The organism is Sandaracinus amylolyticus (genome assembly GCF_021631985.1).
In the GTDB taxonomy this organism is placed as follows: Bacteria; Myxococcota_A; Polyangia; order Polyangiales; family Sandaracinaceae; genus Sandaracinus; species Sandaracinus amylolyticus_A.
Genome location: NZ_CP070225.1, coordinates 6,510,305 through 6,535,816, shown reverse-complemented (window position 1 = coordinate 6,535,816; position 25,512 = coordinate 6,510,305). Strand labels below are relative to the sequence as shown.

The 25,512-nt window shown below is 69.3% G+C and carries 12 protein-coding genes; 6 read left to right on the top strand and 6 right to left on the bottom strand.

Annotated elements, in window-relative coordinates:
* The first annotated feature begins 61 nt into the window (after positions 1-61).
* The 3 genes from I5071_RS27715 (at position 62) to I5071_RS27705 (ending at position 2,688) form a co-directional block, all read left to right on the top strand.
* A complete protein-coding gene (locus I5071_RS27715) occupies positions 62-508 on the top strand; it encodes an ester cyclase (RefSeq protein ID WP_236515914.1) in 447 nt (148 codons plus the stop codon).
* Complete coding sequence (locus I5071_RS27710) at positions 505-1,365, top strand: SDR family NAD(P)-dependent oxidoreductase (RefSeq protein WP_236515913.1); 861 nt, start codon at positions 505-507, stop codon at positions 1,363-1,365. Before I5071_RS27715 ends, I5071_RS27710 begins: the two co-directional genes overlap by 4 nt.
* 171 nt (positions 1,366-1,536) lie before the next feature.
* A complete protein-coding gene (locus tag I5071_RS27705; protein WP_329611078.1) occupies positions 1,537-2,688 on the top strand; it encodes an epoxide hydrolase family protein in 1,152 nt (383 codons plus the stop codon).
* A 232-nt stretch (positions 2,689-2,920) separates the two neighbouring features.
* Here I5071_RS27705 and I5071_RS27700 read toward each other — a convergent pair whose 3' ends face one another.
* Positions 2,921-4,423 carry a serine/threonine protein kinase gene (locus I5071_RS27700; protein WP_236515912.1) on the bottom strand — a complete coding sequence of 501 codons (1,503 nt, stop codon included), beginning with the start codon at positions 4,421-4,423 and terminating at the stop codon, positions 2,921-2,923.
* Between I5071_RS27700 and I5071_RS27695 the strand changes: the two genes are divergently transcribed.
* Positions 4,391-5,413, top strand: a complete 1,023-nt coding sequence (locus I5071_RS27695) for a helix-turn-helix domain-containing protein (protein ID WP_236515910.1) — start codon at positions 4,391-4,393, stop codon at positions 5,411-5,413. The genes I5071_RS27700 and I5071_RS27695 overlap by 33 nt on opposite strands.
* Here I5071_RS27695 and I5071_RS27690 read toward each other — a convergent pair whose 3' ends face one another.
* Positions 5,414-9,712, bottom strand: a complete 4,299-nt coding sequence (locus I5071_RS27690) for a PAS domain S-box protein (RefSeq protein ID WP_236515909.1) — start codon at positions 9,710-9,712, stop codon at positions 5,414-5,416.
* Complete coding sequence (locus I5071_RS27685) at positions 9,709-15,099, bottom strand: AAA family ATPase (RefSeq protein WP_236515907.1); 5,391 nt, start codon at positions 15,097-15,099, stop codon at positions 9,709-9,711. Before I5071_RS27685 ends, I5071_RS27690 begins: the two co-directional genes overlap by 4 nt.
* Before the next feature lie 134 nt (positions 15,100-15,233).
* Here I5071_RS27685 and I5071_RS27680 point away from each other — a divergent pair, with 134 nt between their 5' ends.
* Positions 15,234-16,682, top strand: coding sequence for a sigma-54-dependent transcriptional regulator (locus tag I5071_RS27680; protein WP_236515905.1), 1,449 nt, complete (start codon positions 15,234-15,236; stop codon positions 16,680-16,682).
* Between the two features lie 428 nt (positions 16,683-17,110).
* Here the strand turns inward: I5071_RS27680 and I5071_RS27675 are convergent, their stop codons facing one another.
* Positions 17,111-22,315 carry an AAA family ATPase gene (locus I5071_RS27675; protein WP_236515904.1) on the bottom strand — a complete coding sequence of 1,735 codons (5,205 nt, stop codon included), beginning with the start codon at positions 22,313-22,315 and terminating at the stop codon, positions 17,111-17,113.
* A gap of 272 nt (positions 22,316-22,587) precedes the next feature.
* Here I5071_RS27675 and I5071_RS27670 point away from each other — a divergent pair, with 272 nt between their 5' ends.
* Positions 22,588-23,415, top strand: coding sequence for an alpha/beta hydrolase (locus I5071_RS27670; RefSeq protein ID WP_236515902.1), 828 nt, complete (start codon positions 22,588-22,590; stop codon positions 23,413-23,415).
* A gap of 623 nt (positions 23,416-24,038) precedes the next feature.
* Here the strand turns inward: I5071_RS27670 and I5071_RS27665 are convergent.
* A complete protein-coding gene (locus I5071_RS27665; RefSeq protein ID WP_236515900.1) occupies positions 24,039-24,638 on the bottom strand; it encodes an NADPH-dependent F420 reductase in 600 nt (199 codons plus the stop codon).
* Between the two features lie 11 nt (positions 24,639-24,649).
* On the bottom strand, positions 24,650-25,402 hold the full coding sequence (locus I5071_RS27660) for a 3-oxoacyl-ACP reductase family protein (protein WP_236515899.1): 753 nt from the start codon (positions 25,400-25,402) through the stop codon (positions 24,650-24,652).
* Positions 25,403-25,512: the final 110 nt, after the last annotated feature.

Below are 25,512 nucleotides of genomic sequence, written 5' to 3'. Positions count from 1 at the left end.
TTCGGAGCGCGCGTCCTCGCGCTCTCGGCTCGAGTCTCGACACAAGAACGGAGTTCTGGACATGAATCGTGAAGACGAGTCGGCCCGTGCGGTGGTGCGTCGGTTGATCGAAGAGGTGCAGTCCGGAGGCGACTTCCGGGTCTTCGACGAGCTCTTCCATCCCGATTTCGTGGACCACACTCCGTTCCCCGGATACGAGCCCACGAAGGAGGGGGCGCGGCGCATCTATCAGACGTTCCGCGCCGCGTTCCCCGACTTCCGTGCAGCGGTGCACCTGCAGGTGATCGAGGGCGGGCGGGTCACGTCGTTCAAGACGTACGAAGGCACGCACCTCGGTCGCTTCATGGGCCTTTCGCCGACCGGACGCACCGTCGCATTTCCCATCATGGATATCGTCGGAGTCAGAGACGGGCGGATCGTGGAGCACTGGGGCGTGCCCCACGTGTGGTCCCTCGTGCAGCAGCTCGGCGTGCGCTCGTTCGACGAGCTCGAGGAGACCGCACGATGACTTCTCGGACGGCGGTGATCACTGGCGCCGGTGCCGGCTTGGGTCGCGCGATCGCGCTCGAGCTCGTGTCGCGTGGCTACGACGTGCGCGGCACGTCCCGGTCGGACGAAGAGACCGAGTCGCTCGCTGCGGCGTCCGGCGCGCGCGCCGTGCTGACGCCCTGCGACATCACGAAAGATGATGACGTCGCGCGGTTCGCGAAGGAGGCGTCGTTCGGTGACCGCGGGGTCGACGTGCTCGTCAGCAACGTCGGGATCCTCACGCCCGGTCCGCTCGAGCTCCTCTCGATCGAGCAGGTGCGGCACGAGTTCGAGGTCGATGTGTTCGGCGCGCTGCGGGTGGTCCAAGCGTTCCTGCCCGCGCTGCGAAGGGCCCGCGGGCGCATCGTACAGGTGAGCTCGTGGTCCGCTCGGTTCCCGCTGCCGTTCAGCGGTCCTTCGAGCGCGTGCAAAGCGGCGCTCGAGGCGCTCGCCGACGCGTACCGGGGTGAGCTCGCGCAGCAGGGGGTGGATTTCATCACGGTGCTCCCCGGCAACATGCGCACCGATGCACCGGCCAAGTCCGCGGCGGCGATCCAGCGAATGCGCGACGCGATGACGGAGGAACAGCGCGCGCTCTATGGCAGCGCATTCGCGTCATTCGAGCGCGCGTTCAACGCGGCGCAGGGCTCGGGCATGGATCCCGCCGTGGCGGCGTCCCTCATCGTCGATCGCGCAGAGGAGAACCCCTCTCCGATCCGCGCGCCGATCGGTGTGGAGGCCGCGAAGGTGCTGCGCATGGTGCGCGAGCGATCCGACGCCGAGCTCGATCACGCGCGCCTCCAGTTCCTCGGCCTCGCGCCGGGCCGCCCGTTCTGAGCGCACGCCCGCGTGGACAGGACCGCTGGCCTCACCGCGGCAGTGCGCAGCCGGACGTTGGGGCGTGTGTGTCCGGTTGTCATCGCATCGTCAGCCGGGTCCTCGCGCTTCTGGAAGGCAGGCCTTCACCGCGTCGCACTGCCCCGCGCGATAGCAGAAAGAGAGCATTCAATGCAGACCAACGACCGCGCCGCGCTGCGGCCCTTTCGGATCGAAATCAAGCAGTCGTCCATCGACGACCTTCGCGCACGCCTCGCGGCCACGCGATGGCCCGAGCGCGAGACCGTGGATGACGCCTCGCAGGGGGTGCCCCTCGCAGCGATGCGGGCGCTCGTGGAGCACTGGCGTGATCGGTACGACTTCCGTCGCATCGAGAACCGGCTGGGCCGACTGCCACAGTGGATCACCGAGATCGATGGCGTCGACGTGCACTTCGTGCACGTGCGATCGCCGCATCCTGAGGCGCTGCCGCTGATCATGACGCATGGGTGGCCGGGCTCGGTGATCGAGCTCCTGGACGTGATCGGTCCGCTCACCGATCCCACCGCGCACGGCGGCGAGGCCCGCGACGCGTTCCACCTCGTGCTTCCCTCGCTTCCGGGCTACGGCTTCTCGGGCAAACCGCGAGAGCCTGGATGGGATCGGCACCGCGTCGCGCGTGCCTGGCACGCGCTGATGCAGCGCCTCGGATACTCACGCTATGTCGCGCAAGGCGGAGACTGGGGCGCAGTCGTCACTCAGGCGATGGGGAGCCAGGCGCCGAAGGGCCTCGCGGCGATTCACGTGAACATGCCGGCTGTCGTGCCGCGGCCCGTACCCGACGAGCTCGACGAGGACGAGCGCCGCGCGCTCGACGCGCTCCAGACCTTCTTCACGAAGGGCTCGGGGTACGCGCACGTGCAGGCGACGCGGCCCCAGACGCTGGGCTATGCGCTCGCCGACTCGCCGGTCGGCCAGGCGGCGTGGATCTACGAGAAGCTCGCAGCGTGGACCGACAGCGGCGGAGTGCCGGAGCGCGTGCTGGCGCGCGACGCGATGCTCGACGACATCACGCTCTATTGGCTCACGAATAGCGGCACGTCGTCGGCCCGTCTCTACTGGGAGAATGCCGACCTCGCGTTCGACGCGGTGGAGATCGACATCCCCGTCGCCGTGACGGTGTTCCCCGGCGAGATCTATCGTGCGCCGCGCCGATGGGCCGAGCGCTGCTACCGCGACCTCGTGTACTTCAACGAGGCGGAGCGCGGCGGGCACTTCGCGGCATTCGAGCAGCCCGCGATCTTCGTCAGCGAGCTACGCGCCGCATTCCGATCGATCCGCTGAGCTCATTCTCGCTGGATGTAGTCGCGCACCTGTTGGCGATCCGCGTCACGGGTCTCGAGCTTCGCGCGCCGCGCTCTCGACCACCTGGATCGTGTCGGCAGAGGCGTGCCTTCGCCTGCGTTTGGAACGTTCTTGCCCGCTGCCGCGTGCGTCCTTGGAACGGTCTTGCTCCGCGGCCGCGCCGTCCTGCGGGATGACTGCGATGAACGAGATCTCGCGCACAATCCGCCCTTCACGTGATCCGGAGCTCCTGCGCGATCCGCGCGCGATCCCACGTCCACCGAGGCCCGGTCGGATCGAACGTGACGAGCCCGCGCGCGACCAATGATCCGAGGAGCTCGACGGTGCTTCGCGGATGACCGCCCGCGCGTCCGTGCACGAGCACCCCGAGCTCGGACGCGGCCTCGCGCCCGCAGCGAAGCGCATCGGCGGCGATCCCGACGGTGTCGTCGAGCGAAAGCGGACCAAGGTCGATCTCGATGACGTACCCACCTCGCTCGGCGAGATCCCGCAGTCGCGTCGCAGGGCTCTCGATCGCGGCGCGCCGGTGCGTGGCGACGACGACGATCGGCCCGACCGCGGCGTCGGTGAGGATGCGTGCGAGCGCTTCGATCGTCTCGGGAGGCGCGAGCTCGAGATCATCCACGACGATCACGCCAGGACGCCCGCCGCGGACGTCGACGGCGGGCGCGATCGCGGCGCGCCCTTCGACCGGCAGCAACGCGGCGACTGCGCGAGCGAGGGACGATCGACCCGTGCCGCGATCGCCGGAAATCAGTGCCAGCGCCGGCGCCTCGAGGTCGACCGCATGGTCGAGCGCCACGCGCAACGAGGCGAGCGCTCGCTCGCGGCCTCGCAGTCGGGTCGGCGCGACCCAGTGCGACGGCACGTCGCGCGTGCCGAGCGCGAACGGAGGAATCTTCCGCTGCGCCTCCCACTCGGCGCGGCAGCGTCGCAGATCGGCCTCGACCCCGGAGGCGGTCTGGTAGCGATCGTCTGGGTGCTTCGCCAGCAGCGCGAGGACGATCTCGGAGAGCGTGCTCGGGATCGTCCCCACGCGATCGCGCGGCGGCTCGGGAGCGGCCGCGAGGTGGCACCACGCGAGCCGCACAACGTCCCGCGTGCGGAACGGCAGATCGCCGGTGAGCATCTCGTAGAGCGTCGCGCCGAGCGCGTAGAGATCAGTACGCGCGTCGATGGGAAGTCCCGACCCGATCTGCTCGGGCGCGGTATGAGGCGTCGCGTCGTCGCCTGCAGCGAGCGTCTGGCCCATCGAGAGCGCGCCACCGATGCCGTCGAGCCGCACCCGATCGCCGCGATCACGATCCACGAGCACGTTCGCGGATCGGATCGCGCCGTGCACGAGCCCGCTCGCGTGGAACCGTGCAACCGCCGCCGCGAGCTCGATCGCGATGGAGAGGAACGGCCCTGTCGCGAGCCTCCCGCGGCGCAGCACGGTCGAGAGCGGATCTCCTCCGGGATCTTCGAGCACCAGCGACGCTTGATGGGGCGTGTCGTCGAGCTCCAGCACGCGCAGCGAGATCGCTGGATCGATCGTGCTCCGGAGCGCGTAGCTCCGCCGGAGCCATGCGCGAGCTCGGTCGCTCGGCCGCGGGCTCGAAGTCGTCGCCACGAAGACCGGTCGTCCGTCGTGTTTCCGGAGGCCGCGATAGAGGGCGATCTCGCCGTCGTCGCGGATCTCGTGGAGGACGAAGTCGGAGAGATCAATCGCCATGCCGCGTGGGGTCGGGTGTCCGACCTCCGCCCGCCGACGCGGGCGGTCTGGTCGCGCGAGTCGTCGACGAGGTTGCAAGAGCGTGCCGAACCCGTCCACCGCACTTTCGTACAACGAACATCGACCGTGTCGTCGTCTCGCGGCGCGGATATCCTCGAGGACCTGATGGCCGACGCCGACGAGGGAGACGAGTACGTGGAGCTCGTCCGCCCCGCGACTTGCGAGGGTATCGAGCTCCTCCGCATCGCGGGCACCGTGCGGCCGTGGGACGGCCTCGTCGAGACGTTCGTCGTGACGCTCGCGACGGATCGCTCGAAGAACAACTGCAGCAGCTTCTATCGCCGAGGCAAGCACGACGGCGGCTTTCTGAGTGCGATGTCGCCGGGCGAGACGTTCCAAGCGGTCCCGCACGCGCGCTGTGATTGGCAAATCGTCCAGCTGACGCCCGCGGCGTTCGCCTCGCTCGCGCCCGAAGCGCACGCAGGCAAGAGTGCATTCGCCTCGCACCTCTACGATGACCGCGAGGCCTACGATGCGTTCCGGTTGGTGCACCGCGCCCTCGCCGAAGGTGCGCCGGCGCTCGCGTCCGAGACGCTCGTCCGGCGCGCGCTCGCGCTTCTCGTGCGCCACGATCACCCGGGGGCGTCGGCACCTCGCACCCTGCACGCTCCCGCTGGGCTCCAGCGCGTCCGCGACCTCATCCACGATCGCTTCTCCGAGGACCTCACGGTGCGCGAGCTCGCCGACGCGAGCGGCCTCAGCCGCGAGCACATGCTGCGCTCGTTCCACCGGCAGTTCGGTTTGCCGCCGCATCAGTATCTGATGCATGTGAGGGTTTCGCAGGCGCGCGCCCGCCTGGCCCGGCGGGTCGCGCCAGCGCAGGCCGCACGCGAGGCCGGGTTCTACGATTCGAGCCACCTCCACCGGTGGTTCGTGCGAGTGGTCGGGGTCACGCCGAGCGCATACGCGCGCGCAGCCGCGCACCGCTGATCATCCGGGGTCGCGGGCCGCGGCTTCGAGCTCTTCGATCGTGATCGCGCCCACGGTGCGCAGCAGCTCGTGAGCGAGCGCCCGGAGTCGCGTGAGCAGCGGTCCCGCCTCGTCGATGCGGCCCATCGAGGCCACATCCTCGAGCTCCGACGCGACCGCGCCCGCGACGACCGAGAACGTACCGAGCGTCGACGCGAGCCGGTGCGCGACATCACGGAGCGCGGGCGGCTCGCGCTGTTCGAGCGCGATGCGCGCTTTCGCGAGCTCGCCGGGGACTCGCGCGCGGAGCGCCGCGACGATCGTGTCGAGGATCAGCCCGTTGCCGCCACAGGCCGAGAGGAGCACGGATGCCGAGATCAGTCCCGGCGTGGGATCGCCGGGCAGGCCCGCGGTGATCACACGGTCGATCGTGGTCCACAGCTCGGCGGCGACGATCGGCTTCGAGAGGAACGCGTCCATGCCCGCGTCGAGACAGCGTTTGCGATCCTCTTGGCGCGAGCGGGCGGTCACCGCGATGACCGGCAGGTGGCCTCCGGCTTCCCGCTCGAGCGATCGGATCTCTCGAATCACATCGAAGCCGTCCATCTCCGGCATGTGCAGATCGAGGAGCATGAGATCGAAGCGCGTCCGCGCATAGCACGCGAGCGCCTCCGTGCCGGTGCCCGCCAGCACGAACGCGTGGCCTCTCGAGATGAGCAGGCTCCGGAGTAGCTGCGCGCTGAACTCGTCGTCCTCCACGACCAGTACTCGAAGTGCCCGCGGTGCGGACGTGACTGCGGTCGCGGCGCGTTCATACGTGGTCGCGGTGACGGGCCAATGCGCGGCACCGTCGCCTCCCGAGCGGCTCGCGACGGCGTGGATCGTCTCGAGCAGCTCTTCCTGCGGCACGGGCTTCAGCAGGTATCCGTCGACCCGCAGCTCGCGGAACCGCTCCTGATCGCCTGGGCGATCGCCGGAAGTGAGCAACACGATGCGAGTCGCGGCGAGCTCGGTGCGCTCTCGGATCCTCGTCGCGAGCACCAGCCCGTCGGTGTCGGGCATGCGCGCGTCGAGAAGCACGAGGTGATACGGACGGCCCGACGCAACGCCGTGCCACAGCGCGTCCATCGCAGCCATCGCGTCACCGACGGCGTGCGCCTCCATCCGCCATCCGTTGAGCCACGTCTCGAGGATCTGCCGGTTGACCGCGTTGTCGTCGACGATCAGTACCCGGAGCCCGCGCAGCGAGAGCTCGGGCACCGTGGGACCCGGGGGAATCGCCTGCTGCGACCGGCGGAAGCGCGCATCGAAGGTGAACGTGCTCCCACGGCCCGGTGCGCTCTCGACGGTGAGCTGACCATCCATCAGTGCGATGAGCTGCGCTGCGATCGTGAGCCCGAGGCCGGTGCCGCCATAGCGGCGCGTGGTGGACGAATCCTCCTGCTCGAACGCCCGGAAGATCGAGGCCTGCTTGTCGAGTGGGATGCCGATGCCGGTGTCGCGCACCGAGAAGCGCAGCGTTGCTTCGCTGTCGGGCGCGGCACTGTGGACCGCGCGTACCTCCACCACGACCTCGCCGCGGTCAGTGAACTTGATCGCGTTTCCGACGAGGTTGATGAGCACTTGGCGCAGGCGCGCCGCGTCACCCGAGAGCGCGTCGGGCACGTCCGGCTCGACCGTGCAGACGAGCTCGAGGCCCTTCCGGTGCGCGCGCACCGCGAGCGCGCGAAGCGTCTCCGCGATCGCGGGGCGGAGCGCGAAGTCGCCGATGTCCAGCTCGAGCTTGCCAGCCTCGATCTTCGAGAAGTCGAGGAGGTCATTGATCATTCCGAGGAGGTTTCCCGCCGCCGCACTCACGCTGCGCAACGACTGTCGTTGTGCGTCGGTGAGCGCGGTGTCGAGCACGAGCTCCGTCATTCCGAGGATCGCGTTCATCGGCGTGCGGATCTCGTGGCTCACGTTCGCGAGGAACTCGTCCTTGGCCCGGTTGGCGCTCTCCGCGACCGTCTTCGCGTGGCGCAGCTCTGCCTCGAGCGCCTTGCGTTGCGAGACGTCCTCGAGGATCGCGATCGTATGGAGCAGACTACCGTCGGGATCGCGCTGGCCCGACACGGTCTGGTTGAGCCAAGCGGTCCCACCGCTGCTCGAGATCATCCGCGTCTCCGTGCGGTAGCTGGCGACATCGCCTCGGACGAGCGATGCGTGGAGCGCGATGCTCGCCTCGAGATCGTCGGGATGAGTGAGGTCCTGGAACCTCAGCGCTCCGAGCTCCTCGCGAGTCCTGCCGACGATGTCGCAGAGCGTCTGGTTGACGCGTAGATAGCGACCTTCGGCATCACCGTGAGCGATCCCGACGGCGGCGTTCTCGAACGTTCCCCGGAAGCGCGCCTCGCTCTCGCGCAGGGCGTCCTCCGCGCGCCGTCGCTCGGTGACGTCGCGGATCAGGCTGATGACCCGCTTCTGCCCCTCGGCCTCGAACATCCGGGCGCGCACTTCGACCGGGAAGAGCGAGCCGTCCTTCCTCAGCCACCTCGACTCGAACGAGATGAACTCGTGCTCCAAGAGGTACGCGACGTTCGCTGCGAGATCGTTGGCCGTGACCGCCGGGTCGAACGCGAGCGGGGTGAGCCCGACCAGCTCGTGAGCTGCGTAACCGAGGTACGCGCACGCCGCGGCGTTCACGTCGATGACGCGCAGATCGATGTCGAACAGCATGAACGCGTCGGACGCGTAGTCGACGAACGTGCGGAAGCGCCGCTCGCTCTCCCGCAGCGCGTCCTCGGCGCGCTTGCGCTCCGTGATGTCGCGGCAGTACGCGACCACCTTCGGCGAGCCGCGATCGTCGAACATGCGGGCTCGCACCTCGACCGGGAAGACGGTCCCGTCCTTGCGCGTCTGGCGCGACTCGAACGCGAGCAGCTCTCCGTCGCGCAGGCGTGCCTTGATCTCCTCGAACGCCGTCGGCGTGACATCGCGATCGAACGCGAGGGGCGTGAGCCCGACGAGCTCCGTTGGCGTGTACCCGAGGCTCGCGCACGCGCGCTCGTTCACGTCGAGGAGCACGAGCTCGGAGTCCAGCAGCATGAACGCGTCGGCGGCGTGATCGACGAATGTGCGCGCACGCTGCTCGCTCGCGCGGAGCGCATCCTCGACGCGCCGGCGATCGGTGATGTCGACGGTCGTCCCCGCGAAGCGCAACGCGCGTCCGTTCGCGTCGAGGACCATCGCGCCGCGCGCGAGGAGCCAGCGGTGCGTGCCGTCGCGGTGCACCACGCGGGCCTCGAGCTCGATCTCGCGGCGTCCCTCGAGGACCCATGCTCGGACCGCCTCTTCGATGCGATCGCGATCGTCCGCGTGGACCAGCGACATCACGCTCGCGAGGTCGATCGGATCGTGCTGAGGCGCCATGCCGAGCTGCTCGAACACGTTCGTGAGCACCGCTCTCGGCACGTCGGCGGGTCTCGTGAGGTCGACCTCGAAGATGCCGATGTTCGAGCCACGCACAGCCTGATCGATGCGGAGCTGTGCCTCTCGCAGCGCTTCGGCTTCCTCGGCGCGCCGGCGCTCGGTCATGTCGCGGAGCACCACCACGACACCGCTCGTCTCGCCGCGATCGTCGACGATCGGAGATCCGCGCCCGTCGATCGGCACTTCTCGGCCGTCGTGCGTGAGGAGCACGCTACCGTCCGCGAGCTCGACGATGCGGTGCGTGCGCAGAACCTCGTGCGCGGTGTCGGGGGGAGCAGCGCGCGTGGCTCCACTCACGACGCGGAGCACGTCAGCGATCGGGCGGCCGAGCGCGTCGGCGGCACGGCGCCCCAACACACCCTCGGCGGCGGCGTTCACGAACGTCACGCATGCCTGTTCGTCGGTCGCGATCACCGCGTCGCCGATGCTCGAGAGCGTGACGGCGTATCGACGCTCGCTCTCGCGGAGCCGGCGCTCTGCGGCGTGCTTGTGGAGCGCCATCTCGACTACGGTGCGTAGCTGAGAGTCCTCGAAGGGCTTGAGCAGGTACCCGAAGGGCTCGGTGACTCTCGCGCGCCGCAGCGTGTGGTCGTCGGCGTACGCAGTGAGGTAGATGACCGGGACCTGGAAGCGTTCGCGGATCTCCTGCGCCGCTGCGATCCCGTCGCACTCGCCCTCGAGCCGGATGTCCATGAGCACCAGCTCGGGCTTCGCCGATTCCGCGAGCGCCACCGCCTGATCGCCGGCCACCGCCGCGCCCACCACGGTGTGCCCCATGCGCGTGAGCTGCTGGCGGAGATCGCGTGCGACGACGCGATCGTCTTCGACGATGAGGATGCGTACTGAGGTCATCGCACCACGTTCCTCTCGGAGGCCTCCCGCGGATCAAACGACACGACGAAGCGCGTCCCGCGCTCCCGCTCGACCACCAGCGATCCCCCGAGCTGCTCCGTCAGATCTCGCACCAGCTGGAGCCCGAGCGTGTCGGTGCCCAGCGGATCGATCTCGTCAGGGATCCCGACCCCGTCGTCGGCGACCGAGAGTGCACAACGGCCAGCAGCATCGCGCACGAGCTCGATGTGCACCTCGCCGCTGCTGCCGTCGGGGAAGGCGTGCTTGAGCGCGTTCGACACCAGCTCGTTGACGACGAGCCCGCACGACATGCCGCGGTCCATGTCGAGGTGGAGAGGCGCGATGTCGATCGTGAGCGCTATCCGTCGCGACCGCACGTCGTAGACCGTCGCAAGATGCGAGCAGAGCTTCGCGATGTGCGTCGGCATCGAGATCTTCGAGAAGTTCCCCGCGCGATAGAGGTTCTCGTGCACCAGGGCCATCGAGCGCACCCGGTTCCGGCTGTCGGCGAGGAGCTCGGCCACGTCGGGCGACTGCGTGTGCGCTGACTGCAAGCTGAGCAGGCTGCTGATGAGCTGGAGGTTGTTCTTCACGCGGTGGTGCACTTCCTTGAGCAGCGCGTCCTTCTCTTCGATCGACGCCTGCAATCGGTCCTCAGCGCGTTTGGCCTCGGTGATATCGGTGATCGCGCCGACGAACCTCAGGCGCTCGCCACTCGCGCGCTTCGCCTGAGCCACGACGTGCGCGTGCTTAACGGTGCCGTCGGGCAGCAACAGTCGGTGCTCGAGGTCCCAGTCGACGCCTTCGAGCGCAGCGCGCTCGAGCCGCGCCGCCACCCGCTCGCGATCGCTCGGGTGCGCGCGCGCGAGCATCGCCTCGAGGCTTGGTTGCGTCTCGCGATCGATGCCGAAGATCGCGTAGGTCTGATCGGACCACACGAGCTCTCCTCGCGAGACGTCCCAACCGAAGCTCCCCGTCCGACTGATGCGCTGAGCCTCCGCGAGATACGCCTCGGCAGCGCGCAGGTCTGCGTAGAGCCGCGCATTCTCGAGCGAGATCGCGGCCTGAGACGCGAGCAAGCGGAGGAGCGCCGCGCGCGCCGCGGTGAACGCGTGCGGGGTGAGGGCGTTCTCGAGATAGAGGACACCCGTGAGGCGACCGCGCCGGACCAGGGGCACGCACATCACCGAGCGCGCTCCCGTCGCGCGTAGCCCGGGATCGTCGAGCATCCGGCCTGGCGCCGCCGCATCGCCCACGACGACGCTCTCGTGGGTGCGCGAGACGTAGCGGATCACCGAGTCGGGAAGCTCGGCCGCGCTGATGGCCCGAGACCTCCGCACCGCCACCGCACCGTTCTCGACCGACGCTTCTGCCTCGACGTGGTGAGTGCCGTCGCGCGTCATGACGAGGAGCCCCCGCGTCGCGCCCGCGTGCTCGAGCGCGATCGTCATCAGCCTCTCGACCAGAGTCTCGAGCACCAGTTCGTCGGACACTGCCCGCGTGATCTCGATGACGGTGCCGAAGTCGAGCTGCCCGACCGGCAGATCGATCCGCGCGGGCGCGGCACTCGTAGGTGTCGCGGCCTCGCGCGACTGCAGATCATCGAGCTGCTGAACCTTTGCGATCGCGCCCCAGCGCTCATAACACCGGCGCGCGCGCGCGCGGTGGGCGCGGGCCGCGACGTCGAGCCCGCGCGAGGCATAGAAGCTCGACGCGAGCTCGCACGCGAGCCCTTCGTAGTGCCCGAAGTCGTTCTCGTGCGCGAGCGACACGGCGCGCTCGTAGAGGTCCATTGCGTCCAGCGCGCGTCCCTCCAGGCGCGCGATCTCGGCGCCGACCAGCGCGTGCTTGTCGGCGAACGTCTCGGGCCGGCTGCGCGCCCACCGCGCGAGCTGCTCGTGATGCTCGTCGATCTCGGCGCGCCAGGCATTCTCGCCGCCATCGGCTCCGCCCCGCCCGCGCGCCGCGAGGGTGAGCGCCGAGAAGAGATGGTAGTCGAGGAGCTGTACGTGACCGGGTGAGGCCCAGCGGAGAGTGCGCGCCCGGTCGAGTGCGCGGGCGGCCTCCTCGGCGTCTCCTGCGAGGAAGCGGGCCTGACCCTTGATCACCCAGTACCAGAAGACCATCGTGGCCATGCGGTCGGGGGTCAGCGCGGCCTCGAACGCGCGCTCGTCGAAACCCTCGCCGTCGAACGTCGTGAGGGAGCGGGTGTGCCCTCGCATCGCGGCGATGAAGCGCTGCTGCGCAACGAGGATGTCGACGACGTCGCCGAAGCGCGCGCGCCGCGCGAACTCGATCCCGCGCTCGGTGTCGTTCCAGACCGCGTCGAGAGGATCTCCGCGCAGCAGCCGATCGGAGACGAGGTGGTTGCCGGCGTAGCACGCGACCGTCACGTCGCCGGTCTCGACACCCGCCGAGAACGCTGCGCGGATCGTCTCGAGAGCCTCGGAGATCGGGCGCGTCCACACGCTGAGGATCTCGAGCGCGAACAGGGTCTTCGCGGAGTACGCGGCGAAGCCGTGGCGTTGCACGAGCGCGTGCGCGAGACGCCCGAGCTCGTATGCATCGGCGTGCCTGCCGGAGTAGTGCCCCAGCATGATGCCGAACCACGCGAACCCGTGAGTGGACGCGCCCGTCACGCCGTGCTCGAGGGAGAGCTCGACGAGGTGCCCGAACGTGAGCGCGGCGAGGCGCTCGTCGGTGAACACTGCAGGTGCGTAGAGCGCGGCGAGCACCTGCATCGCTGCCTCGACGTCGGGATTCGTCATGCGTGGCAGATCGACGAGACAGGCGATCGATCGCGCGTCGAGCTGGGTCCACACCCGCGCGTAGCCGCGCTCGAGCTCCTCCTCGGTGGGATGCGCGGGGATCACGATCCCGAAGAGCGCGAGGCATTCGAGCGCCGACTCGACCGCGCGCTGGTTCTGTGATCGCAGGACGTCGAGCTCGATGCGCAGCACATACGCGTGGGCGCGATCCACGTTCGAGCGCGCATGCACGAGCAGATCAGCGATCAGCCGCTCGGCCGCGTCGAGATTGCCGCACAAGATCTCGCACTCCGCACGCAAGGTGCGGATCGCGAGGGCGAGATCGTACCGCCGATGCCACGCATCGCCTGGGAGCAGCGCGTCGCCCGACGCGAGATACGAGCGCGCGGCCGCGTACGCAGCCGCCGCTCTGGCGCGCCGTCCCGCGACGAGATCGAGCTCCGCGACACGCTCGCGCTCGTCCGTGCTCGTCAGGAGCACGGCGCCGCGGTCGAGGTGGTGAACGACATCGAACACGCGCTCGCGGATTGCGTCGGCGGGCACTTCCGCGAGAAGCAGCCGACCGAGACGCAGGTGCATCGCCGGCCGCGCGGCTTCGGGCACCGAGGCGTACGCGGCTTCTTGCACCCGATCGTGCGCGAACGCGAACTCGCTGCCGCGACGGACGACGAGGCCGGCGCGCACGGGCTCGATCATCGCGTCTTCGATCGCGTTCGGGGTCGTTCCCGCGGCCAGCGCGAGCGTATCGACGACAGCGGAGTCCCCGAGGCACGCGAGCTGCGCGAGCACCTGCCTCGACTGCTCCGAGAGGCGCTCGAGCGTCGCGACCATGAGGACGACGACATTTTCCGTCAACGGCGACGCGCGCACTCGCTCGACGTCGCACGTCCACTCTGCGCGCTCTGCCTCGAACACGACGAGCCGCTCGGCCTCGAGGGTGCGCAGGAACTGAGTCGCGAAGAAAGGGTTGCCGGCCGTTTTCTCGTGAACGATCGATGCGAGTGAGTACGCGCGTTCACGATTCCAGCGCAGCGTATCGGCAATCAGCCCGGCGACGTCGTCGACGTCCAGCGGACCGAGCACGATCTCGCGCACGGCGCCGCCTTGCGCGTTTGCCCGCTCGAGCATTCGGGCGAGCGGATGCGAGGGCCCGACTTCGTTGTCGCGGTAAGCGCCGATGAGGAGCAGATGGGCCGCGCACGGATCTAGTACGAGGTGCTCGAGAAGCGCGAGCGTGGCGCCGTCGAGCCACTGTAGATCGTCGAGGAAGATCGCGATCGGAAGGTCCGGTTGTGCGAGCGCGCCGAGGAGGCGCCGGACCACGCGGTGGAAGCGGTGTTGCGCCTCGTGGGCCGGCAGCTCGGGGACCGGAGGTTGGGCTCCGATCACGAGCTCGAGCTCGGGCACGAGCTCCACGACCAGGGCGCCGTTCGGGCCTACGGCGGCGCGCACCGCGCCGCGGATCCGCGTCATCTCCGCCTCGCTCTTCGCGAGGATCTGCCGGACCAACGTCCGCAGCGCTTGCGCGAACGTCGCGTAGGGAACGTCGCGCTTGTACTGATCGAACTTCCCCGACGCGAACGCGCCGCGCGCTGCGACGAGCGCGTCGTGGAGCTCGTGCACCACCGACGACTTGCCCACTCCCGAATAGCCGGAGACGAGCACGAGCTCGCTCTCGCCCCGCGTGCGTGCGCGGGTGAGCGTGGCGGTCAGCTCCGCGACCTCGCGCTGTCGACCGTAGAGCGTCCCCGGAATGCTGAGCCGATCGGGCACGTCGCGCGCCGCGAGGGGGAACGGATCGATGTCGCCCCTCGCTCGCCAGGACTCGAGGCAGTGCCGCAGATCTCGCGCGAGCCCGCCGGCCGTCTGGTAACGGTCCTCTGCAGTCTTCGCGAGCAGCTTGTGCACGATCTCCAGCACTGGAGCTGGCGCGAGCTCGGGCGCGAGCGGCGCCGGCTCGCGCGCGACGTGGCAGTGGATCCACTCCATCGGATCGCTCGCCGTGAACGGCAGGCGACCCGCGAGCAGCTCGTAGAGCATCACCCCGAGCGAGTAGAGGTCGCTCCGCGGATCGATCGATCGGCCCACACGACCGGTCTGCTCCGGCGCCATGTAAGCGAGCGCTCCCGCGATGACCTGTGGCGGCTCCGGGCTCGCGTGTTCCTGCGGAATGCGCGAGGCGCTGCCGAACCCGGTGAGCCACGCGCGGGTCGCGGCCACGTCGACGAGCACGGTCGCCGGCTCGAGGCTCCGGTGCACGATCCCACTTGCATGGAGACGCGCGATTGCGCGCGCGAGCTCGGCCGCCATCGCGAGGAAGTCGCCCAGGTCCCACGTCCGGCCCACGTAGCGCGACAACACCTCGCCACCGGGATCGTCCATCAGGAGCGCGGGACGTTCCCCGAGCCTCATGAGCTCGCGCGGTCGTGCGCACCAATCGGGATCGAGGTGCTCGCGGAGCGCGAGCGCGCGCTCGAGACGCGCTCGGAACGCGGGCGCAACGTCCGGCGACGCGGCAGCGACCACGAGGTGCGTGCCCGTGCGATCGACGCCGCGTGAGAGAACAAGCTCGTCGTCGCTCCACAGCGTTTCGAGGATCCAGTCGCGTGTCTCGTCCATCGTGGGGTGCCTACGCCGGTCGCTCGGTCCGCGCTCGCACGAGCGATCGAGCTGGCACGGCGCGTCGGCGAGCCAGTATCATGCCAATATGGGTTCGTGTCGCGCTTGGCCCTCGGGTTGCGAGTGACGGTTGCATGGCTCGCATCCTGCTGATCGACGACGACCCCACGGTCATCCCCGCCCAGGTCCGCCATACCTTCGCCGAGCCCGAGTGCGAGGTGGAGATCGCGGAAGACGGCGAGACCGGGATCGCGCGCATCCGCGCGCGGGCCCCAGATGTCGTTCTACTGGACCTGCGTCTTCCGGATCAGTCCGGCCTCGAGGTGCACGAGAAGATCCGCGCAATCGATGCGCGCATCCCTGTGATCTTCGTGACGACGGCGAAGACGTCGGACACCGCGATCGAAGCGATGAAGCATGGGGCATTCGACTATCTGACGAAGCCGCTCGACCTCGCTCGTCTCCGCGCGGCCGTCGGCGAGGCGCTCGACGTCGCGCGCCGCATGCGATCGCCCGTCGTGCTCGGCGACCCCAGTGACAGCCCCGAGATCGACGGCGCGATGATCGGGGGCGTGCCCGCGATGCTCGACATCTACAAAGCGATTGGGCGGGTGGCGGCGCAGGACGTGACGGTGCTCGTCACGGGCGAGAGCGGCACCGGCAAGGAGCTCGTCGCCCGCGCGATCTACCAACACAGCGCGCGCGCGAAGGCACCGTTCATGGCTCTCAACTGTGCCGCCATCCCGGAGGCTTTGCTCGAGAGCGAGCTCTTCGGCCACGAGCGCGGCGCGTTCACGGGCGCCGACCGGCGGCGCATCGGGAAGTTCGAGCAGTGCAGCGGTGGCACCATCCTGCTCGACGAGATCGGCGACATGCCGGTCGCGCTTCAGGCCAAGATCCTGCGCGTCCTCCAGGAGCAGTCGTTCGAGCGCGTTGGGGGCAACGACACGATCCGCACTGACGTGCGCATCATCGCGTCGACCCACCGCGATCTGCGCGCTCGCGCCGCCGAGGGAAAGTTCCGATCGGACCTTTACTACCGCCTCGGCGTCTTCGCGATCCATGTGCCGCCGCTGCGCGAGCGGCTGGACGATCTGCCCATGCTCGCGCGCCACTATGCACGCCGGTTCGGCCGCGAGCTGGGGCGCGACGTGCGCGAGGTCGCGCCCGACACGCTCGCGCGCCTTCGTCAGCATGCGTGGCCGGGCAACATCCGAGAGCTCCAGAGCGTGATCAAGCAAGCGCTCCTGGCGGCGCGCGGGTCGACGCTACTCCCTGCCTTCCTGCCGCCACTCACGCCGCCGGAGCGAGACGAGTCCGCGTCTGGCGCGACCGCCTCGCGAAACGGAGCGGATCTCGAGGTGCTGGTGCGGTCGGCGTTCGAGGCCGGGGGCGACGACGTCTACGGCGAGATCCACCGACAGGTGGATCGGCTCGTCTTGACGCTGGCTCTCGATAGCACCAGCGGAAACCAGCGTGAGGCCGCACGCATGCTTGGAATCTCGAGGCAGACGATGCGCGCGAAGCTGCGCGCGCTGGGGATCCACGTCGGCCACAGCGTCGAGTCGGACGAGGGCAACTGACCGGAGGAGAGCATCACGTGCGGGCATGTGGGCTGCGCCGTCATCCTCCTTCACGCGCACCGCACGGCTCTCGGCCCGCTCGCGGGGTGCGCTCCGCTGAGCGGCCCACTTACTGGGCACGCCGGGGCCAGGTGTTGAGCACGGTGGCCAGAGATCGGCCCCGTGCGCGACGCGGCGCCGATCCGATCGGCCTCTCGGTCGGGCCGCTCCGCATGCTCGGCGACCGTTGATGGACCCTGTGGCGAGCACGACATGCTCGCCGCGCCTTCCTGGTCGCGCGAGGGCGAGCGCGAGCTCGCTCGAGCCGACGAGCTCGATGCGTTCGCCAGTGATGCCGGCGCGATCACGCGACCGTCGTTGTCGCGGCCCCGCCGCGTCCCACCTGCACGACGTTGCCTCGCTCCGACGTCGCGGAACGACTCGAGCCTTCACCCGTCGCTCGGCGGCTCGAACACGATGACGAAGCGCGTTCCCTCGTGCCGCGCGATCGTCATCGTCGCCCGCATCTGATCGACGAGATCGTGCACCAGCTGGAGGCCCAGCGTACCGGTCTCGGCAGTGTTCTCCAGGCTCGGCGGCAGTCCGATTCCGTCGTCCTCGACGATCAGAGTGTGCTCGCGCCCGCGCGCGTGGAGCGCGATCCGAACCGTCCCTCGCCTGCCAGCTGGGAACGCGTACTTCATCGCGTTCGACACCAGCTCGTTGATGACCAGGCCACACGACACCGCGGAGTCCATTTCCAGCTCGAGATCGCTCACGTCGAGGTCGAGCGTCACGTGCTCGGCACGGACCCCGAACGCGCGCTTGAGCTGCCAGCAGAGTCGCGCGACGTGCGACCCCATCTGAATGCGCGCGAGATTCCCGGAGACGTAGAGGTTCTCGTGTACGAGCGCCATCGCGCGCACGCGATGCTGGCTCTCCGCCAGAGCTCGTGCGACGGCGGGGTCGCACCGGGAGGCCTGCAGGCTGAGCAGGCTACTCACGAGCTGCATGTTGTTCTTGACGCGGTGGTGCACCTCCTTGAGGAGCGCGTCCTTCTCCTCGAGCGCAGTGCGCAGCGTCGACGCGGCCTCTTCAGCGGCCGTCACGTCCATCACCGCGCCGACGAAGCGGTCGCTGGGCCCAGCTGTCTTGGCGACCACTCGCACGTGCTTGACCGCCCCGTCGGGCATACGAACGCGGTGCTCGAGCTCCCAATGGCCGATGCCCTCGCCAGCTACGCGGTCGAGCTTCTCCGCCACGGCGGCGCGATCATCGGGGTGCACGCGCTCGAGCGCGACATCGAGGGTCGGTCGGACCGCGGCATCGACCCCGAAGATCCGGAACGTCTCGGGCGACCACACGAGCTCGCCGTTCGCCGCGTTCCACCCGAAGCTGCCGGTGCGGCTCAGTCGCTGCGCCTCGGTGAGGTAGGAGTCCGACTGCTGGAGCTCGTCGTAGAGCCGCGCGTTCTCGAGTGAGATCGCCGCCTGCGACCCGAGAAGATGCAGCACTTCGATGCGGGCCGGCGTGAGCGCGTCGGGCGTCAGCTCGTTCTCGAGGTGCACGATCCCGGTCAGCACGCCCTGCTTGAGGAGCGGCATGCACAGCAGCGATCGCACCCGACCGTGCTGCAGGTACGGATCCGACGAGAACTCGTTCACCACCGCCGTGTCGCTGAGGATCACGCTCTCTTTCGAGCGCGCCACGAATCGGAGGATCGCCTGGGGAAGCTCGAGCTCGGTCGGCGAGGCGTCGCGCGGCCGCACGGCAATGCCGGTGCGATCCGCCGTCGCGTCGGCGCGGATCCGGAGAGTGCCACTCGAGGCGAGCACCAAGACCCCGCGCGTCGCGCCTGCCTGCTCGAGCGCGAGCGTCATGATCCGACGGATCAGCTCGTCGAGCACGATCTCACTCGAGAGCGCGCGCGAGGCGTCGAGGATCGTCGTGAGGTCGAGCTGGTGCTCGAGCGTCGCGGTCGCGACCGCGACCGGACGATCGGGGCCGAGCCCCGCCGCGTCCATCGCCGCAACTTTCGCGGCAGCGCCCCATCGCGCGTACGCCGCGCGTGCCTCGCGGAGGTACGCGCGAGCCATCGTGCCGAGCGCGCGGCGTGCGCAGTGCCGCGCCGCGCGCTCGTGAGCGAGCGCCTCCACCTGGGGCAGCGCGTGCTCTTGCGCGAGCGCGATCGCGCGCTCGTAGAGCACCTCCGCGTCGGCGCTTCGTCCTTCGAGGCGCGCGAGCTCGGCGCTCACCAGCGCTGCACGGCTGCCGTGGTTCGCGGGCGAGTCATCGGCCCACCCCGCGATCTCGCGCTCGTACGCTCGCAAGGTCGCGACGTGATCCTCGCGCGCGTCACTGCGCTCGTCGAGCGCGCCCGCGTACGCGAGCGCCGCGTAGAAGCGGTGCTCGCCGAAGTCGACGTTCGACGGCGACACCCAGAGGAGCGCGTCGGCCTTGCGCGCGGCGTCGACGGCGCTCGCATGATCCCCCGCGATGACGCGCGCCACGAGCTTCCGGATCCAGTACCAGCACGCGACGATCGGGATCGCCCTGCCCTCGGCGAGTGCGGCCTCGTACTCGATCTCGTCCTCTTCGCCCGCGAAGAGCCGCGGGAAGCGATCATCCGCGCCGCGGAGCGAGTCGACCAGACGCAGCTGAGCGTCGACGATCCCAACGCTGGCGGGCGCGCGGAGCTCGCGCGCGATCTCGAGGTGCGTGATCGCGCGGGCGCGCGTCTCGTGGAGCGGATCGCCGGCCGCGAGGTAGTTCGAGACGAGCTGGAAGCCGGAACCTCCGATCGCCGTGTCGCCGATGCGATGCGCCTCCGCGAGGCCGCGCACCAGGTTCACACGGCACTCGCGCATCGGTCTCGTCCACGCGTGAACCACCGAAGCGTACCCCACGAGCACTTGCGGGACGTACCGCTCGGTCCCGGGGCGCTCTACGACGCGCAGTGCGGCCTGACCGAGGCGGAGCGCGATCCCGTCATCACCGAAGCTCTGCCGCGCGTGCATGGCGAGGATGAGATATCCGACACCCGAGGAGTCCGCGACGCCGTGCTCGAGCGTCGCACTGACCATCGAGCACCCGATCATGCTGTGGAGGCGCGGGCGGTTCGCATACAGCGCGGGCCCGTGGAGCGAGACCAGAACCTCCATCGTGCCGCGCCAGGTCGCGTCGGTCATCGCCGGCAGGTCGGCGAGATCCTCGATCGTGCGCGCGCCGAGTGTCGCCCAGACCTTCTCGTATGCGCGTCGGCACTCGTCGGCCGTGGGATCCTCGGTCCACGCGAGCCCGGCGGCCCGGAGGTGCTCGACCCCGAGATCGATCGCGCGATCGATCTGCCCGACGGTCACGAGCGCGTGGACGTGCCGGCACGTGACAGCGGCCCGCTCGACGAGCGAGGTCGCACGTGTCGCGAGCTCGGCGAACCGCGCATCCGACCGCGCGTTCTCGCCCGTGAGGTACTCGCACTCTGCGAGGCCCAGCCCAATCGCGAACGCGAGCGAGGGAGCGCGCGACCAGCGGTCATCGCCGTCGAGGAAGCGATCGCCTGCGGCGAAGTGCGCCCGCGCCCCTCCGAACGCGGCTGCCGCCATCGCGCGCCGGCCCGCGCGCAGGCTCAGCTCCGCGGCGCGGTCGCGCTCGTCCCGATCGACGATGCAGGTGTGCGCGCGGTCGAGCTGTCCCGCGATGTCGAACACGGCGTCGGCGCGATCGCCACGCGCGAGCCGCCGGCCGATCTCGAGATGGAGCGCCGGCCTCTCCGCCTCCGGCACCAGCGCGTAGCAGGCCTCCTGCACGCGATCGTGGAGGAACCGGAAGCCCTCACCGTCACGCGCCACGAACCCCAGCGAGACGGCCGGATCGAGCGCTGCCGCGACGGCGCCAGGAGCCGTGTCGGTGACCCAAGCGAGATCCGTGATCGATGCGCTCGTGCCCAGGCAAGCGAGCCTCGTCAACACCTGACGTGCCGCCGGCTCGAGTCGCGAGGCGCGCGAGACCATCAGCTCCGCGACGCCGTCGGGCAGCTCGCGGGCGCGGATTCGGTCGAGGCTCCACGACCAACGCCCGTTCGCCCGCTCGATCTCGTTGCAGTCCACGAGGTCGTCGAGGAACTGCATCGCGAAGAACGGATTGCCCTCCGTGCGCGCGTGCGCGACCTCGGCGAGCGGGCGCGTCTCGTCGACGGTCGTACGCAGCGACGCGGCGAAGAGCCGGTTCGTGTCGTCGAGTGAGAGCGGTCCGAGATCGATCTCCGTCACCCGCGCTTCGCTGGCGCGAATGCGCGCGAGCACCGCGTGGAGATCGTGCTCTCGGTCGATCTCATTGTCGCGGTACGCGCCGATCACGAGCAAATGCGATGCTCCACGATCGACGAACAACGACTCGAGCAGGTCCAGCGTGGCCGCGTCGAGCCACTGGAGATCGTCAAGAAAGAGCATGAGCGGCTCGCGCGGCTGCGCGAACGCGCCGAGGAAACTCCGCACCCTGCGCTGGAACCTCGCGCGTACGTGCTGCGCGGGGATCTCGTCGATCGACGGTAGCCGCCCGATGACGTGCTCGAGCTCTGGCGCCAATTGCGCGACGAGCCCCCCGTCGCCCTCGAGCGCGTCGAGCAACCTGCGCCGCCACGTCTCGAGCTCCGCCTCACGCTCCTGCAAGAGCGGCCGCACCAACGCGCGGAGCGCCTGCGCCAGCGTTGCGTAGGGAACGTCCCGTTTGTACTGGTCGTGTTTTCCCGAGGCGAAGAGACCTGGTCGATCGCCTGCTGTTCTGCGCAGCTCCGACACGAGCGATGACTTGCCGACGCCGGAGTGCCCTGCGACCAGCACGAGCTCCGATCGACCGGTCGCGCTCACGCGATCCCACGCGTCGAGGAGCACGCCGAGCTCGTGCTCTCGGCCGTAGAGTTGATCAGGGATCGCGAGGCGAACGGGAGCGTCGTCAGTTCCGAGTGCGAATGAGTCGATACGCCCCGTCGCGTGCCACGCACGCGCGCACGCCCTCAGATCCGCTTCGAGCCCGGCTGCGGTCTGGTACCGATCGTCCGGCGATTTCGCGAGCAGCTTCATCACGACCGCCGCGAGTCCCTTCGGTACTCGTTCGGCATCGAGGGGCGCGGGCGCGCGTGCGAGGTGACAGTGGATCCACTCGAGCGGCTCCGACGCGACGAACGGAAGATGTCCCGAGAGCATCTGATAGAGCGTCACGCCGAGCGAGTAGAGGTCGCTGCGGGCGTCGACGGCGCGACCCATCCGCCCCGTCTGTTCGGGCGAGCCATACGCGAGCGCGCTCGGCACCGCCGACGCGTCGGCCACGCCGAAGCCCATCATCCACGCTCGTCCGGTCGTGGCGTCGATCAGCACGCTCGCGGGCGTCAGCGCACGATGTACCAGCCCCTTCCCGTGCATTCTCGCGACCGCGGTCGAGATCCCGATCGCGACCCGCAAGAAACTCTCCACGTCCCACGCGCGCCCGATCGCGGTCGCGAGCAGCCGTCCTCCGGGATCGTCGAGCTCGAGCGTAGGGCGTCCATCGCGTTGCACGATGGCGTGCGGCCGCGCGGCCCACTCGAGCTCGAGCTGATCGCGCAGCCCGAGCTCGTGCTCGATCCTCGCGATCGAGTCAGGCGCGCGGGCGATCCACACCAGCCGCGGTGGACCACCGGGTGTGTGGATGCGCTCGAGTGTCCGCGCCTCGTCCTCCCAGAGCGTCTCGCTCGTCTCTGATGACCGCCGCCCCACGTGTACCGCCACTCGTTGGAGACGAGCAGCCTAGCGCTCACGGTTCGCGAGACACAGCCCCTTTCGTCGCGGCGCACCGCAACCGCGTACGACGAGAGATCGCGCGGGGGTGCGACGGTGCTGGTGGGCGCGCTTCGATCGACGCCCACGTCCCCCGAAACCCGAGGAGTCGAACGATGCTCGCCGAGACCCTGATCGCCGCCGACGGCACCAAGATCCTATTGCGCACGTGGGCACCCGACTCGGGCGCGCGCGGAGTGGTCGTCATCAATCACGGCTTCAAGTCCCACAGCGGCCTCTACGAGTGGGTCGCAGAGCAGTTCGTGGCACGAGGACTCGCGGTGTATGCGCACGACATGCGCGGACACGGAGACTCCGCCGGCGAGCGTTTCTACGTCGAGAAGTTTTCTGACTACGTGGCCGACCTCGAGCAGGTGATCACGCTCGCCAAGCGCCGCCATCGGGGCCTCCCGGTGTTCCTGCTCGGACACAGCGCCGGAGGCGTGGTCGGATGCTTGTACGCGCTCGAGCACCAGAACGAGCTCACCGGCTTCGTGTGCGAAAGCTTCGCCCACGAGGTCGCCGCGCCCGACGTGGCGCTCGCGTTCCTGAAGGGGCTCAGCCACATCGCGCCGCACGCACACGTTCTGAAGCTCAAGGACGAAGACTTCTCCCGCGACCCGGCGTTCGTCGAGCGCATGAAGAACGATCCCCGAATCGTTCACGAGCCTGGCGCGACGCAGACCGTGGCGGAGATGATCCGAGCCGACGAGCGGCTCAAGAAGGAGTTCGGGAACATCACGCTCCCCGTGCTCATTCTGCACGGCACCGCCGACAAGGCGACGATGCCGCACGGGAGCGAGGTCTTCCACGAGAGGGCCGGCTCGACCGACAAGACGCTCCGCCTCTACGAGGGGCACTTCCACGATCTCCTCAACGACGTCGGCAAGGAGGACGTGCTGACCGACATCGTCTCGTGGATCGACGAGCGCCTGCCCTCGTAGTCTCGTTGCGGCCCGCAAGGTGCAGAACTGCTCGGCTGCACACGTGCGAGCGGTTCTGCATCCCGCATGCGACCACGGTCGTTCGGCCGCCCGTGCTGCCCCCGTCGAGCGACTGTTCGATAGATCGGCGCCGATCGTGTGCCGGGCGCCCAGCGTCAGCCGAGCAACCGTCGACGCTCGCGTGAGCCGTCGTCATCAGTTGCGCGACGCAGAGGAACGAAAGTGCGACGCGAACCCGCGTGCGCGCGTTCCATCGGACGCGATGAGCTCGAACGAGAGCACACCTGCCTCGAGCAGCCTTTCGCGAACAGCATCAAAGCCTGCGCGTGCGAAAACGAAGAGAGCTTCGCGCACCCCACGCGCAGGCCTCCCACGATCCATCAGAACGCGAGGTTGGCCTTCATCCTGCGATCCATCTCTCGAGCGCTGTCGATCGCGCTAACGAGAGCTCGCGTCCGTCCACAGCGTCGGCGAGACGCGAACGCGCCTCGATCGCGTTCTCGGGTACCTCGAACCGGATCGCCTTAGTGACGCTCCGGCTCGGACCACCCCGGCTTCGACCCGCCGATCAGAAATCGCCCCGGGGGACCTTAGGTCCGCCGGGGCGATCTCTTGGCCAGGCTTCAGTCGAACTTCGCGAGGTGGAGCGTCGGGAGGGGCCCGCCCGGGAACTGCACGAGCTTTCCGCCGACGGCGATCGAGCCGAGATCGATCCCGAAGAATCCCAGTCGATCGATCAGCGCAGCCACTTCGCGCTTGGCCGAGGCGTCATCGCCGGAGAAGAAGAGCACACGCCTGCCGCCCTTCGTCCTGGGATCGCCGGCGAGCAGCGGCGGCGGGAGGTGATTGAACGCCTTCACGACCCGGGCGCCGGGCACCAGATCGGCGAACACCTCCGTCGAGAGACGCCTTCCGAGATCGGCTGCCTGGAACCTCGGTGCTTCGATCGGGTTGTTCGCGTCGATCACGATCCGGCCGTTCCAGGGCCCGGCCTTCGCCAGCGCGTCGGGGATCTTCGACCACGGCACGGCGACGAAGACCATGTCTGCTCGCGCCGCTTCCTCGATCGTGCCCGCGCTCACGAACGGGGCCAGCGGGGCGGTCACATCGCCCAGCGACTCCGGCCCACGCCGATTGGCGATCGTCGCACGGATCTGAGCGCGTGCGAGCGCAGTCGCGAACGCCGATCCGATGTTGCCCGCCCCGATGATTCCGATGCTCATGACTCTCTCCTTCACGCGGTCAATCCGCCGTCGACCGCGATATCCGCGCCCGTGATGAACGCCGCCTCGGGGCTCGCGAGGTACGCCACTGCCGACGCAATCTCCTCGCGACGACCGTAGCGACCGACCGCGATGCCGGGGCCGACGAGCTTCGAGACCGGGCCGCCGTCGGGGTTCATATCCGTGTCGGTGGGTCCCGGATGGACCGTGTTCACCGTGATCTGCCGGGGCCCGAGATCGCGCGCGAGGCTGCGGTTGAACCCGCTCAGCGCGCCCTTGGTCAGCGTGTAGAGCGACGCGCCGCCGAACGCCGCGTACCTCACCATCGAGCTGCCGATGTGGATCACGCGACCGCCCGCGTGCATGTGGCGCACGGCCTCCTGGGTCGCGACGAACACGCCGGTCACGTTCACGGCGATCATCCGCTGGTAGTCGTCGAACGAGATCTGGTCGATCGGTCCGCCGAGCGCGATGCCCGCGTTGTTCACGAGGACGTCGAGGCCACCGAGCACCTCGACCGTCTTCGCGACCGCGGCGCGCACCGCGTCCGGGTCTCCCGCATCAGCAGAGATCGCGAGCCCGCGTCCGCCCGCGGACTCGATCGACTGCACCACGCCACGCGCCTTTTCCGGCGATGCGCTGTACGTAATCGCGACCGCGGCGCCATCGGCCGCGAGGCGCTCGGCGATCGCAGCGCCGATCGACCGCGAGCCGCCAGTGACGAGTGCGACCTTTCCTTCGAGGGGGCGAGCTGACTTCGACATCGGGTCCTCCTTTGCTTTCGCTACGGTTCGACTGTGGGACCGCGATTCATCACGATTAGTCGGCAGTCTACGGGAACAGTTTGAACCGCTGCTTGAAGGTGATTGCGTTC

Bases quoted from the DNA above. Each gene is read 5' to 3' on its own strand.
- I5071_RS27660 (WP_236515899.1), bottom strand. From the start codon at position 25,402: ATGTCGAAGTCAGCTCGCCCCCTCGAAGGAAAGGTCGCACTCGTCACT.
- I5071_RS27685 (WP_236515907.1), bottom strand. From the start codon at position 15,099: ATGGACGAGACACGCGACTGGATCCTCGAAACGCTGTGGAGCGACGAC.
- I5071_RS27705 (WP_329611078.1), top strand. From the start codon at position 1,537: ATGCAGACCAACGACCGCGCCGCGCTGCGGCCCTTTCGGATCGAAATC.
- I5071_RS27670 (WP_236515902.1), top strand. From the start codon at position 22,588: ATGCTCGCCGAGACCCTGATCGCCGCCGACGGCACCAAGATCCTATTG.
- I5071_RS27710 (WP_236515913.1), top strand. From the start codon at position 505: ATGACTTCTCGGACGGCGGTGATCACTGGCGCCGGTGCCGGCTTGGGT.
- I5071_RS27665 (WP_236515900.1), bottom strand. From the start codon at position 24,638: ATGAGCATCGGAATCATCGGGGCGGGCAACATCGGATCGGCGTTCGCG.
- I5071_RS27715 (WP_236515914.1), top strand. From the start codon at position 62: ATGAATCGTGAAGACGAGTCGGCCCGTGCGGTGGTGCGTCGGTTGATC.
- I5071_RS27700 (WP_236515912.1), bottom strand. From the start codon at position 4,423: ATGGCGATTGATCTCTCCGACTTCGTCCTCCACGAGATCCGCGACGAC.
- I5071_RS27680 (WP_236515905.1), top strand. From the start codon at position 15,234: ATGGCTCGCATCCTGCTGATCGACGACGACCCCACGGTCATCCCCGCC.
- I5071_RS27690 (WP_236515909.1), bottom strand. From the start codon at position 9,712: ATGACCTCAGTACGCATCCTCATCGTCGAAGACGATCGCGTCGTCGCA.